Source organism: Winogradskyella sp. SM1960 (assembly GCF_020179375.1).
In the GTDB taxonomy this organism is placed as follows: domain Bacteria; phylum Bacteroidota; class Bacteroidia; order Flavobacteriales; family Flavobacteriaceae; genus Winogradskyella; species Winogradskyella marina.
Window position 1 is genome coordinate 246,164 of the sequence record NZ_JAICBG010000001.1, and the last position, 15,991, is coordinate 262,154.

18 protein-coding genes are annotated in these 15,991 nt (G+C 33.3%); 13 read left to right on the forward strand and 5 right to left on the reverse strand.

Annotated elements, in window-relative coordinates:
- Window positions 1–37 precede the first annotated feature (37 nt).
- The 6 genes from K1X16_RS01165 (at window position 38) to K1X16_RS01190 (ending at window position 4,983) form a co-directional block, all read left to right on the forward strand.
- Entirely contained in the window at window positions 38–844 is an 807-nt protein-coding gene (locus tag K1X16_RS01165) for a haloacid dehalogenase type II (RefSeq protein WP_225034727.1), read from the forward strand.
- Between the two features lie 7 nt (window positions 845–851).
- A complete protein-coding gene (locus K1X16_RS01170; protein WP_225034728.1) occupies window positions 852–1,586 on the forward strand; it encodes an SDR family oxidoreductase in 735 nt (244 codons plus the stop codon).
- A gap of 20 nt (window positions 1,587–1,606) precedes the next feature.
- A complete protein-coding gene (locus tag K1X16_RS01175; protein WP_225034729.1) occupies window positions 1,607–3,121 on the forward strand; it encodes a peroxiredoxin-like family protein in 1,515 nt (504 codons plus the stop codon).
- A 183-nt stretch (window positions 3,122–3,304) separates the two neighbouring features.
- Window positions 3,305–3,826, forward strand: a complete 522-nt coding sequence (locus tag K1X16_RS01180; protein WP_225034730.1) for a hypothetical protein — start codon at window positions 3,305–3,307, stop codon at window positions 3,824–3,826.
- Window positions 3,827–3,925: 99 nt separating this feature from the next.
- Entirely contained in the window at window positions 3,926–4,123 is a 198-nt protein-coding gene (locus tag K1X16_RS01185) for a hypothetical protein (protein ID WP_195870586.1), read from the forward strand.
- Window positions 4,124–4,164: 41 nt separating this feature from the next.
- Window positions 4,165–4,983: an RluA family pseudouridine synthase gene (locus tag K1X16_RS01190; protein WP_225034731.1), complete on the forward strand. Its 819-nt coding sequence runs from the start codon at window positions 4,165–4,167 to the stop codon at window positions 4,981–4,983.
- A gap of 34 nt (window positions 4,984–5,017) precedes the next feature.
- Here K1X16_RS01190 and K1X16_RS01195 read toward each other — a convergent pair whose 3' ends face one another.
- On the reverse strand, window positions 5,018–6,250 hold the full coding sequence (locus K1X16_RS01195) for a glycosyltransferase (RefSeq protein WP_225034732.1): 1,233 nt from the start codon (window positions 6,248–6,250) through the stop codon (window positions 5,018–5,020).
- A 128-nt stretch (window positions 6,251–6,378) separates the two neighbouring features.
- Between K1X16_RS01195 and K1X16_RS01200 the strand changes: the two genes are divergently transcribed.
- The 3 genes from K1X16_RS01200 to K1X16_RS01210 all read left to right on the forward strand — a co-directional run bounded on the left by K1X16_RS01200 (window position 6,379) and on the right by K1X16_RS01210 (window position 8,612).
- Complete coding sequence (locus K1X16_RS01200) at window positions 6,379–6,942, forward strand: adenylosuccinate lyase (protein WP_225034733.1); 564 nt, start codon at window positions 6,379–6,381, stop codon at window positions 6,940–6,942.
- A gap of 84 nt (window positions 6,943–7,026) precedes the next feature.
- On the forward strand, window positions 7,027–8,370 hold the full coding sequence (gene purB / locus K1X16_RS01205) for an adenylosuccinate lyase (RefSeq protein WP_225034734.1): 1,344 nt from the start codon (window positions 7,027–7,029) through the stop codon (window positions 8,368–8,370).
- Window positions 8,371–8,375: 5 nt separating this feature from the next.
- The gene (locus tag K1X16_RS01210; protein WP_195870590.1) at window positions 8,376–8,612 is read left to right on the forward strand and encodes a hypothetical protein; all 237 of its coding nucleotides are present in this window, start codon (window positions 8,376–8,378) and stop codon (window positions 8,610–8,612) included.
- 183 nt (window positions 8,613–8,795) lie between these two features.
- Here K1X16_RS01210 and K1X16_RS01215 read toward each other — a convergent pair whose 3' ends face one another.
- The 4 genes from K1X16_RS01215 to K1X16_RS01230 are packed head-to-tail and all read right to left on the reverse strand — an operon-like array spanning window position 8,796 to window position 10,925.
- Window positions 8,796–9,341: a DUF4252 domain-containing protein gene (locus K1X16_RS01215; RefSeq protein WP_225034735.1), complete on the reverse strand. Its 546-nt coding sequence runs from the start codon at window positions 9,339–9,341 to the stop codon at window positions 8,796–8,798.
- A 13-nt stretch (window positions 9,342–9,354) separates the two neighbouring features.
- Complete coding sequence (locus tag K1X16_RS01220) at window positions 9,355–9,924, reverse strand: DUF4252 domain-containing protein (RefSeq protein WP_225034736.1); 570 nt, start codon at window positions 9,922–9,924, stop codon at window positions 9,355–9,357.
- Window positions 9,925–9,937: 13 nt separating this feature from the next.
- Window positions 9,938–10,429: a hypothetical protein gene (locus tag K1X16_RS01225; protein WP_225034737.1), complete on the reverse strand. Its 492-nt coding sequence runs from the start codon at window positions 10,427–10,429 to the stop codon at window positions 9,938–9,940.
- Window positions 10,416–10,925: an RNA polymerase sigma factor gene (locus K1X16_RS01230; RefSeq protein ID WP_225034738.1), complete on the reverse strand. Its 510-nt coding sequence runs from the start codon at window positions 10,923–10,925 to the stop codon at window positions 10,416–10,418. The genes K1X16_RS01225 and K1X16_RS01230 overlap by 14 nt, the downstream gene beginning before the upstream one ends.
- A gap of 165 nt (window positions 10,926–11,090) precedes the next feature.
- Between K1X16_RS01230 and K1X16_RS01235 the strand changes: the two genes are divergently transcribed.
- The 4 genes from K1X16_RS01235 (at window position 11,091) to K1X16_RS01250 (ending at window position 15,966) form a co-directional block, all read left to right on the forward strand.
- On the forward strand, window positions 11,091–12,605 hold the full coding sequence (locus K1X16_RS01235; RefSeq protein WP_225034739.1) for a S41 family peptidase: 1,515 nt from the start codon (window positions 11,091–11,093) through the stop codon (window positions 12,603–12,605).
- 250 nt (window positions 12,606–12,855) lie between these two features.
- Entirely contained in the window at window positions 12,856–14,004 is a 1,149-nt protein-coding gene (locus K1X16_RS01240; protein ID WP_225034740.1) for an ABC transporter substrate-binding protein, read from the forward strand.
- Between the two features lie 89 nt (window positions 14,005–14,093).
- Window positions 14,094–15,116: a FecCD family ABC transporter permease gene (locus K1X16_RS01245; protein WP_225034741.1), complete on the forward strand. Its 1,023-nt coding sequence runs from the start codon at window positions 14,094–14,096 to the stop codon at window positions 15,114–15,116.
- A 55-nt stretch (window positions 15,117–15,171) separates the two neighbouring features.
- Complete coding sequence (locus K1X16_RS01250; protein WP_225034742.1) at window positions 15,172–15,966, forward strand: ABC transporter ATP-binding protein; 795 nt, start codon at window positions 15,172–15,174, stop codon at window positions 15,964–15,966.
- Window positions 15,967–15,991: the final 25 nt, after the last annotated feature.

Here is a 15,991-nt window from a genome sequence, read left to right on the forward strand (position 1 = left end):
AACATACCTACTAGTATGTTTAAATAACACCTTATACATGAGCACTAACAACAGAAGAAATTTTATAAAAAAAACAGCAATGTTTGGTATCGCTGGTGCCACAATACCACAATTTGGATTTGCAGCACCTACTAAACCAGAAGAAAAAAAAGAAACTATGACCACAACAAGACCAAAAGTATTATTTTTTGACGTTAACGAAACCTTACTAGACCTTACTGCTATGAAAGATAGCGTAGGTAAAGTTTTAGGTGATAGAAGTGATTTATTACCATTATGGTTTACAACCATGCTACAATATTCCTTAGTTACTACAGTAGGTAGACAATATAATGATTTTGGCATCATTGGTGCAGCAGCTTTACAAATGGTAGCAGCCAATCACGGCATTACAATTACTGAGGAAGACGCAAGAGCATCTATTTTAGGTCCAATACGTTCCTTACCTGCCCATCCTGAAGTAAAGCAAGCCTTAACCGATTTAAGAGCTGCAGGCTATAAATTAGTATCCTTTACTAATTCCTCTAACAAAGGTGTAGAAACACAATTTAAAAACGCAGGATTATTAGATTATTTTGATGAACGCCTAAGCATTGAAGACATAGGAAAATTTAAACCCGATACAGATGCCTATAATTGGGCTGCAAGAAAAATGGGCGTAAAACCCAATGAATGTTTACTTGTTGCTGCACACGGCTGGGATATTGCTGGTGCTATTTGGGCAGGATGGCGCGGTGCTTTTGTTGGAAGACCAGGCGCGCAACTGTATCCTTTAGCACCAACTCCAGAAATTAACGAACCTAATTTAAAATTAATTGCCCAACGTTTAGTAGCTTTAAAATAATAGTATCATGTCACTAGAAAACAAAGTTATTATTGTAACAGGTGCCTCAAGAGGTATAGGTAAAGAAATTGCCATTCAATTAGCTAAAAATGGCGCTAAAGTTATTGTTAACCATTCCAATAGTGAAGATGACGCCAAGAATACGGTAAAGGTTATTACGGAAGCTGGTGGAATAGCAAGGGCCATAAAAGCAGATGTAAGTCAAAAAGTAGAGGTTTCAGCATTATTCGATAAAGCTATTGAGGCCTACGGAAAAGTAGATGTCTTAGTAAATAATGCTGGCGTTATGATTTCAAAACCTCTAAAAGATAACAGCGCAGAAGATTTTTCTAAACAATTTGATGTTAACGTTAAAGGGATCTTTAATACCTTGCAAGAAGCGTTTCACAAATTGGCAGATAACGGGAATATTATAAATATTTCTTCAAGCACGGTAAAATTAATGTTTCCTACCTATGCTTTATACTCGGCATCGAAAGCAGCAGTAGAGCAAATGACACGTGTATTTTCAAAAGAAATTGGACGAGGAATCTCAGTAAATGCCCTTGCTCCTGGCGCTACAGAAACCGAATTATTTATGCATGGAAAATCACCAGAATTTATTGAAAAACTAAGCAGTATGAATGCCTTTAACAGATTGGCTCAACCAATAGATATCGCCAAGGTCGTATTATTTTTAGCAAGTGACGATTCTAAATGGATTTCTGGTCAAATTATTGGTGCCAATGGCGCTTTAGTATAAAACCACGTAAAACTAAATATATGAAAATCAAAATCTTAACACTTATAACCTGTATTACATTAGCATCTTGTAACAATGGCAAAACGTCGGATGCAGCAGCTAAAACGGGTACATCAGACTCAGAAAAAAAATCAGAAACAATAACTTTTAAAAACAAAGGTCACGAATTAGTGTATGAACTCACTAAAAAAACTGGAGACTACCAAACACTTTTAAACAAAAAAGACGTGGTTTATACCTATACCTATCAAACTCCAGATGGTAAAAAAGACGTCAGTACAGAGAAGTATATATTTAATGGAGAATTATCCTATGGCGCATATAAGCAACACGAAAGAACACTTCCTAACTTAGAAGGTTTAATAGAACAAGGTTACGATGGTGACGAATATTGGCTAAAACATAAGGGCAACCTAATCACCGATGATGAGGCTGCTTTAAAACGTGTCGCATTTAACCGCCCTACCAATTTTTACTGGTTTGCCATGTTGCCAAAATTATTGGATCCTGGGGTGACTTACGATTACTTAGGCGAAAAAACCATTGAAGACACAGCTTACGACATTGTAAAAATAGCCTTCACTTCAGAAGACAATAAACCAACGGACATTTACCAGGTCTATATTAACAAAGACAGTGGTTTGGTCGATCAATTTTTGTTTACTGTTGCTGATTTTGGCGTTATGGAAACCCCAAATCTAATGCAATTAGAATACGAAGATATCGATGGTATGTTAATTCCGACAAAACGTCAATATAAAAAATCCAATTGGGACGCTGAAGTCACGGATGCTCCATGGATATATGTTACATGGACTAATATTTCATTTAATAATAACTTGAAAAAAGAAGAGTTTAAAAAAGAAAATACAATGACAAATCACACAGTCACCTCCTTAAAATCAAAATTAGACAAGAAGAAAGCTAATTTTGAAAAAAACGCAGACGAAACTAAAAAAAGAATCTACAACGAAGGTTTTGAAGATGTAAAGAATAGCGATATTCTAAGTCAGGCAAAGCAAGTTGGTGACAAAGCGCCAAACTTTGTTTTAAAAAATGCCATAGGCGAAACCGTTGCTTTAGAAACATATTTAAAAGAAGGCCCTGTAGTGTTAACTTGGTATAGAGGTGGTTGGTGTCCGTATTGTAATTTAACCTTACAGCAGTTACAACAAGAATTACCAAACTTTAAAGCGAATAATGCCAATTTATTAGCTTTAACTCCAGAATTACCTGACCAATCGATCAGTACAACCGAAAAAAACGATTTAGAATTTGAAGTTCTAAGTGACATCGGTAACGAAGTTGCCAACGATTATGGTATTGTATTCACATTAACAGATGCGGTTGCCAGTATTTACAATAAATCATTTGACATGAATAGCCATAATGGAGATACCTCTAACGCACTTCCTTTAGCGGCAACCTATATCATAAATGAAGAAGGAAAAATTGCATATGCATTTTTGGACACGGACTATCGCAACAGAGCTGAACCCTCTGAAATAACAGCATTTTTGAAGAATAATTTATAATTTAATTAGCCTTAGAAGTGCTATTAGATTAATAGTTCTGTTCATAGTCTTAAAAAAGTCATTAGTTACTAATGGCTTTTTTTCAGTTTATGACCATAGGGTTTGCTAGAACTATGATTTTAAATTAACTTAGTCGTATACAGTTTCACTAATAAACACTAGTATTATAGGTAATTTAAAAATATGAAAACATACTATTCATCTTCAAGTCATTCTAATCTTGATACCGTGTTAGCGATATTAATGTGTTTAGCAATTGGAGGTAGTATAGTATACGCTACTGACATCATTTGGATACAATTAATTTCTATTTTAATAACTATCGGAATTGTTGTTGTAATTATTTCCTATCAAAGAAAGCGAACTTTTACTATTAAATTCTTAGAGAACGAAATTATAATCGAATACAAATTTTTAAAGAAAAGGATACAAGTCCCTTATGCAGATTTATTAGTAATTGAATTCTTATCCATTCATAAATCAAGTGATAAAAATAGAATAAAATTCAAAACTAAAAATCAAGTACAATCATTGAGTTTTCTAGCGATTGCACATTCAGACCACTATATTGAATTTATAAAATGGTTAAAAACTAAGAATGAAAAATTAGAACTAAAAGTATTTCCATCAGACCATATATTGAATCACAAAATTCAAGAAATTTATGGTTTTAAATACCGAAAGATGCTTAAGAAAACACTTTAAATAAAATAGTTATTATTAAATTCACCAATAAATTAAGAAAAGTAAACAAGATATTAGTCTTGTATCTAATTATGCCATCCTAAACTAACTCATAAAACTATGAAATCACTAACAAAAAGAAAAACAATAGCCCTTTTATGCTCGGGAATATTTATTATTTCTATAGCTCAACTTGTAGCACATTTTTCGCTCATAAACGATTTTGTTAAAGGAGCTGCATTGGGCGTTGGAATTGGAGTATTAGTAATCGCTTTAATTTCGGGCAATTTTAAGACACAAACAAAATCATCAAACTAACAGAAAACCATAAGGTCCCTGAGCGTACAACTCCTATTCGATTGCAGGAATATGGTGTCGGGATTTTTGATAGCTTCCCAACCAAATCTGCTTTAAAAAAAGCATTAAAAAAAGGCTATATTACAGTCAATGGTAACGCTGCTACTTCGGCTACATTTATTAATGGTGGTGAGCTTATCAGCTTATCCGTTCCCGAACATGTGAATCCTAAGAAACGTTTAATTTTTAAACTCCAAGTATTATTTGAAGATGATTATTTAGCTGTAATTCACAAACCTGCAGGAATTTTAGTCAGTGGCAACCACTTTAAAACCATTACTAATGCTTTAATTCAAAATCTAAAACCAAGTCCTCTAGATGATGCCACCCAACCACAACCTGTGCATCGTTTAGATTTTCCTACCACTGGCATTTTATTAATAGGAAAAACCAAACGTAGTATTCGCGCTTTAAATAAACTGTTTGAAGACAGAGCGATAAAAAAAACCTATTATGCTGTTACCATTGGTAGCATGAAAGCCGAAGGTCTTATTATAACAGATGTAGATGGAAAAGCCAGCGAATCTATTTACAAAGTACACCAAACTGTTGCATCCACTCGATTTGGACATCTTAATTTAGTGGAATTAGAACCTTCTACAGGACGACGACATCAACTACGAAAACATTTAGCTAGCATTGGAAACCCAATTCTCGGTGACAAAGATTACGGCATTGCATCGCTTATTTTAAATGGGAAAGGCTTATACCTACACGCCTATAGTTTAAACTTTGTGCATCCTTTTACAAAAGAAGAATTGTATCTAAAAGATGACTTCCCTGTAAACTTTAAAAAGATTTTTAATATTTTAGAAACTTAAAATTAAACACTATATAGTTTCAACAAACTAAGGCTTATTTGTTTTTAGCCTCAATCCATTTACTCATATACTTAGTACTCTGCATGGATTGATGCCTAAATAATTGCCCAATAAAATTATTTTGGCGATGCGTTTCTAGATGATTAGAGAGCCAGTTAACATGTGTCGCAAAGTTACCTTCAAAATTAGCCTTATTAAAACGTTGGTCTAACACCTTAAATCCATTGTTCTTTTTTACTGACCAAAGATCCAAATTGGTATAAAGCGCTACAGCTTTGTCAGCAAACGCTTCAGGATTATCTCCTATTAAACCGTTGCTTTCCAATTCACCAAACATGCCTTCCGCTGCAATAGTAGACATGACACATGGTGTTCCATTTTGCATCGCATCGATGAGTTTGCCTTTAAGTCCTGCACCAAATCTTAAGGATGCTAAGCAAACTCTTGCTTGTTCCATCACAACATTTACATCTTCTGCAAAACCTTTAATGAAAAAACCTTCTTTTGGTTTATTGAGTTGTGTTACTTTTTGCGATTCATAAGCACCGTAAATATGCAATTCCGCTTTAGGTATTTTTTTTCTTATTAATGGCCAAATCGTCTGTTTTAGATATAAAACAGCATCGTAATTGGGCGCATGAAGAAAGTTGCCAATAGTTATAAAATGTTGCCGGGCTTCAAACGTTGGCACCTGATTTTTTTCGTCTTCAGAAATAGGCTCTAATAAAAATGGTAAGTAATACAGTAAACTTTTATCAATTTTAAATTGATTGGTTAATATTTCTATCTCAGCTTCAGAAATCATCAAACTCAAATCACAGCGATAGATACTTGCAATTTCACGTTTGGTGGTATCGTTTTGAAGGTGCGATTTAGTAACTGACTCATTTTGTTTTAAGGCCACTTCCCTAGCCTTTCGTAAGCCATGAAAATCTTCTGTATCTAATATTCTAAAAGCATTTGGGCATTGTTCTGAAACTCGCCAACCGTATTGTTCTTCGGTCATAAACCTATCGAATAAAACCACATTGGGATTTAGTGCTTTTACAAAATCATCAAAACCAGAATCATTTAAATGAATGGGCTTCGTTTCAACATTTATACTATTTAAATCGAAGGTATTTTGAGACGTTTTAGCTGCAGAAGAAAAAACCACAACATAACCTTGGTTTTGAAATTGAGCAATTATCTGAAGAATACGACTACCTGCAGCAGAACTTTTTGGCTCTGGCCAAACGAAACCAATAACTAATAATTTCTTTTTCATGTAAAAATTATAAAATTTTAAAAATTAAATCTTAAATACCAATTGGTTCACTTAGAATTTAGTTTTTATAATCTTAATTTTTGATTAATTTTATTCCTAAGAATCGGGACTAAATTAAACATTTTCTAGTGACCAAAGCAGAACTCTATAAGGAATTAAATTACGTCAATCATTCACGAGACAAACGATTGAAATACGCCAAACTCATCATTGACAATCCGGAATTGATTCCTCCACTATTAGAAATTCTATTTGATGTGGATGATAAAATTTCGTGCAGAGCCGCTTGGGTTTTTGAGTTTATGTGTGGCGAAAATCTCGATACTATAATTCCACATCTCAATACATTTACTGCTCATATATCTAATGTCCACTTAGATTCTGCGGTTAGACCTATAGCTAAGATTTGTGAGTATTTAACTAAAGCTCATTATTCCAAAACAGACAATGCTCTTAAAACCGCACTATCCGAAATTCATAAAGAAAAAATTGTTGAGGCTTGCTTTGACTGGATGATTAACGACGAAAAAATTGCACCTAAAGCCTATAGCATGAATAGTTTATACCTCTTAGGCACTGAATACGATTGGATTCATCCAGAACTGGCTATTATCTTAGAACGCGATTATGAGATGCAAAGTTCAGGATTTAAAGCAAGAGCTAAGCATATTTTAAAGAAGATAAAAAAATGATAAAATACTAAAAAACTATCATCTCAAAACCTATAACTCTTAACTAACTTCCTTATATTTGAAGCTTCAAAAAAACCAATATAAATGGCACTTTCACCTCTTAATGCAATTTCACCAATCGATGGTAGATACCGATCTAAAGTTGATGCTTTAGGCAACTATTTTTCTGAAGAAGCACTGATTAAATATCGTGTTTTAGTAGAGATTGAATACTTTATTGCACTTTGTGAAATACCATTACCTCAGCTAGAATCTGTTTCTAGTTCTGTTTTTGAAGATTTAAGAGCTATTTATAAAAATTTCACAGCTGTTGATGCTTCGGCAATTAAAGAGATTGAAAAAGTTACCAATCACGATGTTAAAGCCGTTGAGTATTTTATAAAGGACAAATTTGATGCGTTAGGTTTATCTGCTTACAAGGAGTTTATTCATTTTGGCTTAACCTCTCAGGATATTAACAACACAGCAATTCCGTTGAGTATTAAGGATGCTATGAATGATGTGTATGTCCCTGAATATACTGCCTTATTAGAAAAAATAGAAGGCTTAGCAAAAGATTGGGCAGACATCCCAATGTTAGCAAGAACTCACGGACAGCCAGCCTCGCCAACGCGTTTAGGTAAAGAAATAGATGTTTTTGCAGTACGATTAAAAGAGCAATTCAATTTATTAAACGATGTGCCAAGTGCTGCTAAATTTGGTGGTGCAACAGGGAATTATAACGCGCATAAAGTCGCTTACCCTCAAATTGATTGGAAAGCATTTGGAACACAATTTGTCCAGGAAAAGTTAGGCCTACACCATTCATTTCCAACAACACAGATAGAACATTACGATCATGCTGCGGCATTATTTGATGGTTTAAAACGTATTAATACCATAATTATAGATTTAGATAGAGATATTTGGACTTATGTTTCAATGGACTATTTTAAACAAAAAATAAAAGCTGGTGAAGTTGGAAGTTCTGCCATGCCACACAAAGTAAATCCTATCGATTTTGAAAATAGTGAAGGAAACTTAGGTATAGCAAACGCTATTTTTGAACATTTGTCTGCCAAATTACCAATTTCAAGATTGCAACGCGATTTAACAGATAGTACGGTTTTAAGAAATGTTGGTGTGCCATTTGGACATACACTTATTGGTTTTAAATCTACCATTAAAGGCTTAGGTAAACTATTATTAAACGAACCTAAATTTGCTAAAGACTTAGAACATAATTGGGCTGTTGTAGCGGAAGCTATTCAGACGATTCTGAGACGTGAAAGTTATCCAAACCCTTACGAGGCTTTAAAAGGTTTAACGAGAACTAACGAAGCGATTACACAAAGCTCTATTTCAAATTTTATTGATACCTTAGAGGTTTCAGATGCTATTAAAACAGAATTAAAAGCAATTACACCAAGTAATTATACAGGTATTTAACCTTTATGAAATTAGCAAACCTTATACCAAAAACAACAGATGCTATCGTTTTATGCTGTGTCACCCTTTTGACACTTTGTTTCTTTATTGCTGGCTTGTTTGATGTGTTAGATTACCTTATTGTAAAAGGTATTTTGATTCTAAGTTTTGGGGTTTTATTCGGTTTAGCAGTTATGTTTGCGATTAAAAATAAGGCAAAAGAAAATCGCCTTGAAGATAATCCTCAAGACGGTTCACATTAACATTTAAATAAAGATACCAAATACACCTTAACATAGCCGATTAAATTAGCTTCTATTTCCTTTATATTTCAACATAAAATATAATCGTAACTATGGCTATGCTTAAATTTTCTGATTTATCTAAAGAAAATATATTTCAAATTTATTCTCAACTATCTTAAAGTGTACTTGGTAGTTGTCAGTTTATTTAAAAAAGTCGGTTAAATCTTTAAGTTGATTTTCATCAAAATCGGCCTTTTCTAATATAGACGTTAAGGATACTAACTTATTAGCATTCATATCGTCACCTAATACTCTAGCAATCATAAAGCCTTTGTCTTTAGCATGACCAAAGATGATGAGTTCATCAATATTTTCTATATCTCCTAAAAATTTCACTACAAACTTTCCGTCCACAGAATTGCCACCACGCATTAAATCCTCATATTTAGGGTCTTTCAGAATGGTGTTTATTTTTTCTAATTCTACTTTGTATGCTTCAGCATCTGTATCTTCTTTCATAAAAGTTAATACATTCAACTTATCGACAGACTCATAAGCTTCTTCTTGTTCATCAGTTAATTCAACATCTTCAACAACTATAAAACTTGCTGGTACATCAAACGTTGAAAAGCCTGGTTTTAACTCGTTATCTACATAATAGGTTTGTAATGTAGGCCCTTGATTACAACTTGTAAAAGCTGTAACCAAAAGCAACATTACTATTGATTTTTTGATTGATTGTATCATGTGTTTTTTCTGTTTATTGTTTTTTTCCAGCTTTCTCTAACTGCTCACCACCAGGAATATCCATTTGGTTTGTAATTTTTGAAACTTGTCTTAAATCTATGTCGCCAGTTAAGGTCATAACTACAGTTTCGAACTCACGTTTTTTACCATTAATTTCAATATCTTGATCTTTAGTCAACTCTTTTAGACCAGTAATAAACATTAATAATTCTTTTACGTGGTTTTCATCCTTTCCTTCTTTCACGTAAAATTTTACGGTTTGATTTCCGTCTTTTATACGCATCAATTCTTCTAAATCTGATGACTTTAAATATTTATCCACTGTAGCACCCATATCACTAGATATTTTTACATCTCCTGTTGTAAATACTTTAAAACCTGTAATGTTATTAGCCATTTCAGCATATTCTTTCATTTCTGGATCCTCCATATCAACTCCCATTGTAGCTAACATTTTAAACATTTTTCCGTTAAGAATAACCGAAAACACTCCTTCTTGGTCTTCAAATTTATCAAATACACTTTGACTAAATCCATTTACTGACATTAGCATTACCGCTATTATTACCACAATTTTTTTCATTATTTCTTGTTTTTTAATTCTTTAATAATTTGTTTGTTGTTTCACTAAATTCTTTAATATAGCTGGCTTTTTCAAGTCCAACATTAAAATTATCTGAAGCCAAATCCAATACCTTTAGACTTGATGCTCCATCATTAAAATTATTTGAAAGCATTGCCAAAGCTTGTTTTGCTTCCAAATACATTTGTTGTTCTTCTTGCGAATAATCTGCTAGCGTTTTTGGTCCACTATCCCAATTCGGAATCAAGAATCCAAGCATTAGAACGGCAACAGCTGCGACAGAAATCCATTGATACAATTTTGTTTTCTTAGAGTTTAATGGAACGTCTTTGGTATACTGTTCTTGTTTTGATTGCGAAAAGTACTGAAACATAGGTTTGTAATGCTCTAAATGTGCTGCCACATTATCGCTAGCGAAATACGCTTTTAATTGCGCTTCTTCTTGCAAAGATGTTTCTGCATTATGATACTTTTCTATTAAGTCTTCTATATTATTTAATACCATGTTGATGTGTATTAGTTAATTTTTCTCGTATTGTTTTTCGTGCTCTAGATAAATTGACTCTAACCGCTGTTTCATTCATGTCTAGCATTTTAGCGATGTCGCTGTAATCATAGTCTTCAATATCTCTTAGCTGTACTATTATTTTTTGTTGTTCTGGTAGGTCTTCCATTATTTTAGACACCCAATCCACACTGTCTTTTGCTTCAACTTGATTTTGCAATGACGCATTGCTATCCGTATAATTACTATGAACAATTTTTAAATTAGAGGCTTGTTTCGATTTTAAGCGATCTAAGCAAAAATTCTTTGTCATCGTCATTGAAAATGCTTCAACATTTTTATAGTCACCAATCTTTTTATTATTCTTCCATAATTTCAAAAGTATTTCTTGTGTAGCATCTTCTGCTTCTTCACGAGAAACCAGTAATCGTTTCGCTAAACGAAATACCTTATCCTTAAATGGCATTACTAAGCTTACAAAATCTGCTTGCTTCATTATTGTTTTGATTGGTTGGTGAAGTCAATATTACTCGCCTTCATTATTACGACGATACACTTTACGTTTTGTTACAAACATTTTTTTTTATTTATAATAATGTAAGTAAATTTAGAGTTTTAGTATAATAAAAGAAAAATTGCTACTCAATAAAGAAAAATAACTATGAAAAAGTTTACGATTTTACTGCTAACTTGTATTACTGTGTTTACAATGACAAGTTGCTTTGAAGACATGGATGATATCGCTGTTTCAAACGTGCAAATAAATAACTTTGTTTGGAAAGGCTTGAATGTCTTCTACGCATATAAAGATAATATTCCAGATTTAGCAAACGATCGTTTTAGCTCTAACGACGATTATTCTAATTATCTAAATAGCTATTCTTCACCCGAAGCGTTATTTGAATCTTTACTTTATTTACCAAATGATGTGGATGAGTTTAGTGTTATTGTTCCTAATTTTTTAGATTTAGAACAACAGTTACAGGGCACATCTCTTAATAATGGAATGGCTTTTGGTTTAGTGAAATTACCAAATGCTGCAGAAGATATCATTGGTTATGTACGCTATGTTTTACCTAATACAGATGCCGAAGCGAAAGGGATTTCTAGAGGAATGATTTTTAACACTATTGATGGCATTACAATAACAGAAACAAATTTTCGTGATTTATTTAGCCCAACAACCTATACCATAGGCTTGGCTGATTACGATAATAATAACACAACAGAAACAAGAACCGATGATGTTATTACACCAAATAATACGTCGATTACACTTACAAAATCAGAATATACAGAAAACCCTATTTTAACTCATAATGTTCTTAATGTTGGTGGAAGCTCAATAGGTTATTTAATGTACAATGGCTTTAGAATTGGCAACGATAATCTTGATGAATTAAATAATGTATTTGCAGAATTTCAGTCTGCTGGTATTTCTGATTTGGTTTTAGATTTACGTTATAATGGTGGAGGTAGCGTTGATACAGCCATTTGGCTAGCGTCTATGATAACTGGTCAATTTACTGGTGAAGTTTTCTTTAAGGAGAAATGGAACAGTGACATACTTGCTCAGTTTGAACAAAACAACCCTGACGCTTTACTAAATCCGTTTGTAACACAAATGACCAAACAAAATAGTGATGGAGACATCACCTACCAGCAATCTATAAACAGTTTAAACTTAAATAAGATTTATATTATTACAACAGGAAGTAGCGCTTCTGCGAGTGAACTTATAATAAATGGTTTAACACCTTATATTGATGTTGTGCAAATTGGTTCAACGACACGAGGTAAATCTCAAGCTTCGAGAACGATCTATGATTCTTCAGATTTTTCTAGAGAAAATGTAAACCCTAATCATATGTACGCTATGCAACCGTTAATTTATGAAGCACAAAATGCAGATGGATTTTCAGAATTTTATGATGGCTTAAGTCCAGATCCATTATTTGAAATATCTGAATTTTACGAAAACCTAAATCAACTTGGTAATCCTGAAGAACGTTTATTAGCAGAGGCTATTGCAGACATTACAGCCTCAGGTCGTGCAGGTATATCATCGCAACAACCAGAACCGTTAAAGCAAATTAGTGATCAAAATTTTGAAAATCCTTTTAGGTTCGATATGGTAGATGATAGACCATTAGAATCCAATATTTTTCAGCAATAAAACTAAAAAAGCCGCTTTTACAAATTGTGAAAGCGGCTTTTTTAATTCAAAATAAACAGCCTTAGTTATTCAAAGCTTACTACTTTTTCTTATTCATTTTATAGATCAAATAAATGAAGCCAATTAAAAAATGTACAATGATTATTCCTGCAACGATATATAGTGTTAAATTTGAATCGTTTCTCATGACTTTAATATTTTTAACAAAGTTACCAAGTCATCATATCATAAACAGTTACAAAGGTTACATATGAAAATCACTCGAATTTTATTACTTTTTATAGTCGTATTTTATAGTTGCAAAGAAGATAAAAATAAGCCTCAAGAACTTCCTCCTTTAGAAGAAAATGTTCTAGCATTAAAATATGCTGATGGTTTTAAAATCACACAAACCAATCAGTATAAAACAGTTGAAATAACTAAAGCGTGGCCAAAAGCCGAAAAAACTTACCGCTATTTATTACTTACCAAAGAACAAGCGGCACGATCAACTTATAATAAGGCTGATTATGATGGAGTTATTATTACTCCTATTACAAAATCTGTAGTGACTTCTACCACGCACATTCCTGCATTAGAACTTTTAGAGGTTGAAAAAACCTTAGTAGGATTTCCTGGTGTAGATTATATCTCTTCAGAAAAAACAAGACAACGTATTGATGCGGGAAAAGTAAGAGCTCTTGGTAAAAATGAAGGCATAAATACTGAGGTTTTACTCGAACTCAATCCAGATGTTGTTGTTGGTTTTGGTGTCGATGGAGTCAATAAAACTTTTGAAGTCATCAAAAAAGCCGGAATTCCTGTGATATATAATGGCGATTGGGTAGAATCTTCCGCATTAGCAAAAGCGGAATGGATTAAACTGTTCGGAGTCCTTTTTAATAAAGAAAAAGAAGCCGATTCTATATTTAATCAAATTGAAAGCGATTATTTAGCTGCGAAAGCCATTGCACAAAATTCAGAGCATGTTCCAACCGTTTTTAGTGGTGCTATGCATGAAGAGGTGTGGTATTTACCTAATGGTTCTAGCCCAGAAGCCCAATTTCTCAAAGATGCTAACCTTAATTATCTTTGGAGTGACACTACGGGAAATGGTAGTTTAGCCTTAAGCTTTGAAGTGGTTTTAGAAAAAGCCCAAGACACTGAATTATGGTTGAGTCCTTCGTATTATAGCAGCTTAGAGCAATTAGAAAAAGCAAATTCACTTTATACTAATTTTGAAGCCTTTAAGAACAATAACATCTATACGTTTGTGAATACGACAGGTGCAACTGGCGGAGTTTTATATTATGAATTAGGAACCGCAAGACCAGACTTAGTCTTAAAGGATTTAATAAAAATTGCACATCCTGAATTGTTAGGCGATTATGAACCCTACTTTTTTGAAAAATTAAAATAGATTAATGTCATTCTGAGGAACGAAGAATCGGTCTCTTTTAAGTGTTTTTTCTTATATCGTTATGCTAAGTTCTTTTGAATTAAAGAATAATGAAAACCAATCATACATATTCATTTATTATCTTAATAGCAATTCTGCTATTCTGCTTTGTGCTTAATATTAGTTTAGGTTCTATTAGTATACCCTTTTCTGAAGTTTTTGAAAGTTTATTCGGTACAACTCAGAACAACACTTACAATATTATTATTAATAAAGTACGATTACCAAAAGCGATCACTGCAATTATGGTAGGTTCTGGGTTGGGGATTTCAGGGTTATTGATGCAAACCTTGTTTAGAAATCCACTCGCAGGTCCCTTTGTTTTAGGGATTAGTTCTGGCGCAAGTTTAGGTGTAGCGATTGTAATCTTAGGTTCAGGCTTATTTGGTGGCATTTTTGCAACCGCATTAATTTCTAAATGGAGTGTTGTGATTGCTGCAAGTTTAGGGAGTTTCCTTGTTTTACTTGCTGTTATTGCGGTTTCTCATAAGGTTAGAGATACCATGGCGATTCTTATCATTGGACTCATGTTTGGTAGTATTACAGCAGCTGTGGTAAGTGTATTATCTTATTTTAGCTCACCCGAACAATTGCAACAATACATTTTTTGGGGTTTTGGTAGTTTAAGTAACTTATCTTGGGAAGAGTTATTAATTTTCTTCGGAATTTATGCCGTTGGACTACTGTTAAGCATTGCGTCCATAAAAGGATTAAACAGTTTGTTACTTGGTGATAATTATGCAAAAAGCTTAGGCTTAAACCTAAAACAAAGTAGATTTATTATTATTGTCGCCACGAGTTTAATCGCAGGAACAATTACTGCTTTTGCAGGACCAATTGCGTTTATCGGTTTAGCGATTCCGCATTTAACCCGACAAATTTTTAAAACAACCAACCATAAAATATTATTACCAGCTGTATTTTTATTTGGCGCTATTGTAATGTTAATTTGCGATAGTATTGCGCAAGTTCCAAACAGCGATTATACCTTACCAATTAATGCCATAACCGCTTTAGTTGGCGCACCAGTGGTGATTTGGTTATTGGTAAGACAACGTAAAATGATGTTTTAGACACTATGGAGACCTGTAAGGTTTTAAAAACCTGACAGGTCTGTTAAAAAGATTAATGAAAGAAAACAATCAACATACCATCCTCAAAGCCAATCAACTTTCTATAGGTTATAAATCTAAGAAAGCTGAAACTGTTGTTGCTTCAAATATAAATTTTGAATTGCAAAAAGGGCAATTAATTGGTTTAGTTGGTGCAAATGGTATTGGAAAATCAACCTTATTACGAACCCTTATTAAAGTTCAGCCAGAATTATCTGGTTCCATTTCACTAAACAATAAAGATCTTAAATCTACGTCATTTGTAGCGCTCGCTAAACAATTAAGCATTGTATTAACAGAGCCTTTAACCTCAAAAAATTTATCTGTTTTTGAATTGGTCTCTTTAGGTCGTCATCCTTATACCAACTGGATTGGAAACCTCACAGAAGCCGACACAACTATTATAAACGACGCCTTAGTCCTTGTAAATATTTTAGACTTAAAGGATAAAAAATGCTACGAACTGAGTGATGGACAGCTACAAAAAGTAATGATTGCACGTGCCTTGGCTCAAGATACAGACGTCATTGTTTTAGATGAGCCAACATCGCATCTCGATATGTATCACAAAGCCTATATCTTAAAACTGCTTCAAAAGCTTACCAAAGAAACCGGCAAAACCATTTTGTTTTCATCGCACGAAATTGATTTAGCAATTCAGTTATGCGATACCATGATTGTAATGCAAAAGGACAACGTGGTTTGTGATCTGCCCTGTCAATTAATTTCAGAAGGTGTTTTCAATTCGCTTTTTCCAGAGGATTTAATTGTATTTGATGATAAAACGGGAAGCTTTCGCGTAACAAAATAAGGTTGCTATTTCGACTATTTGATTT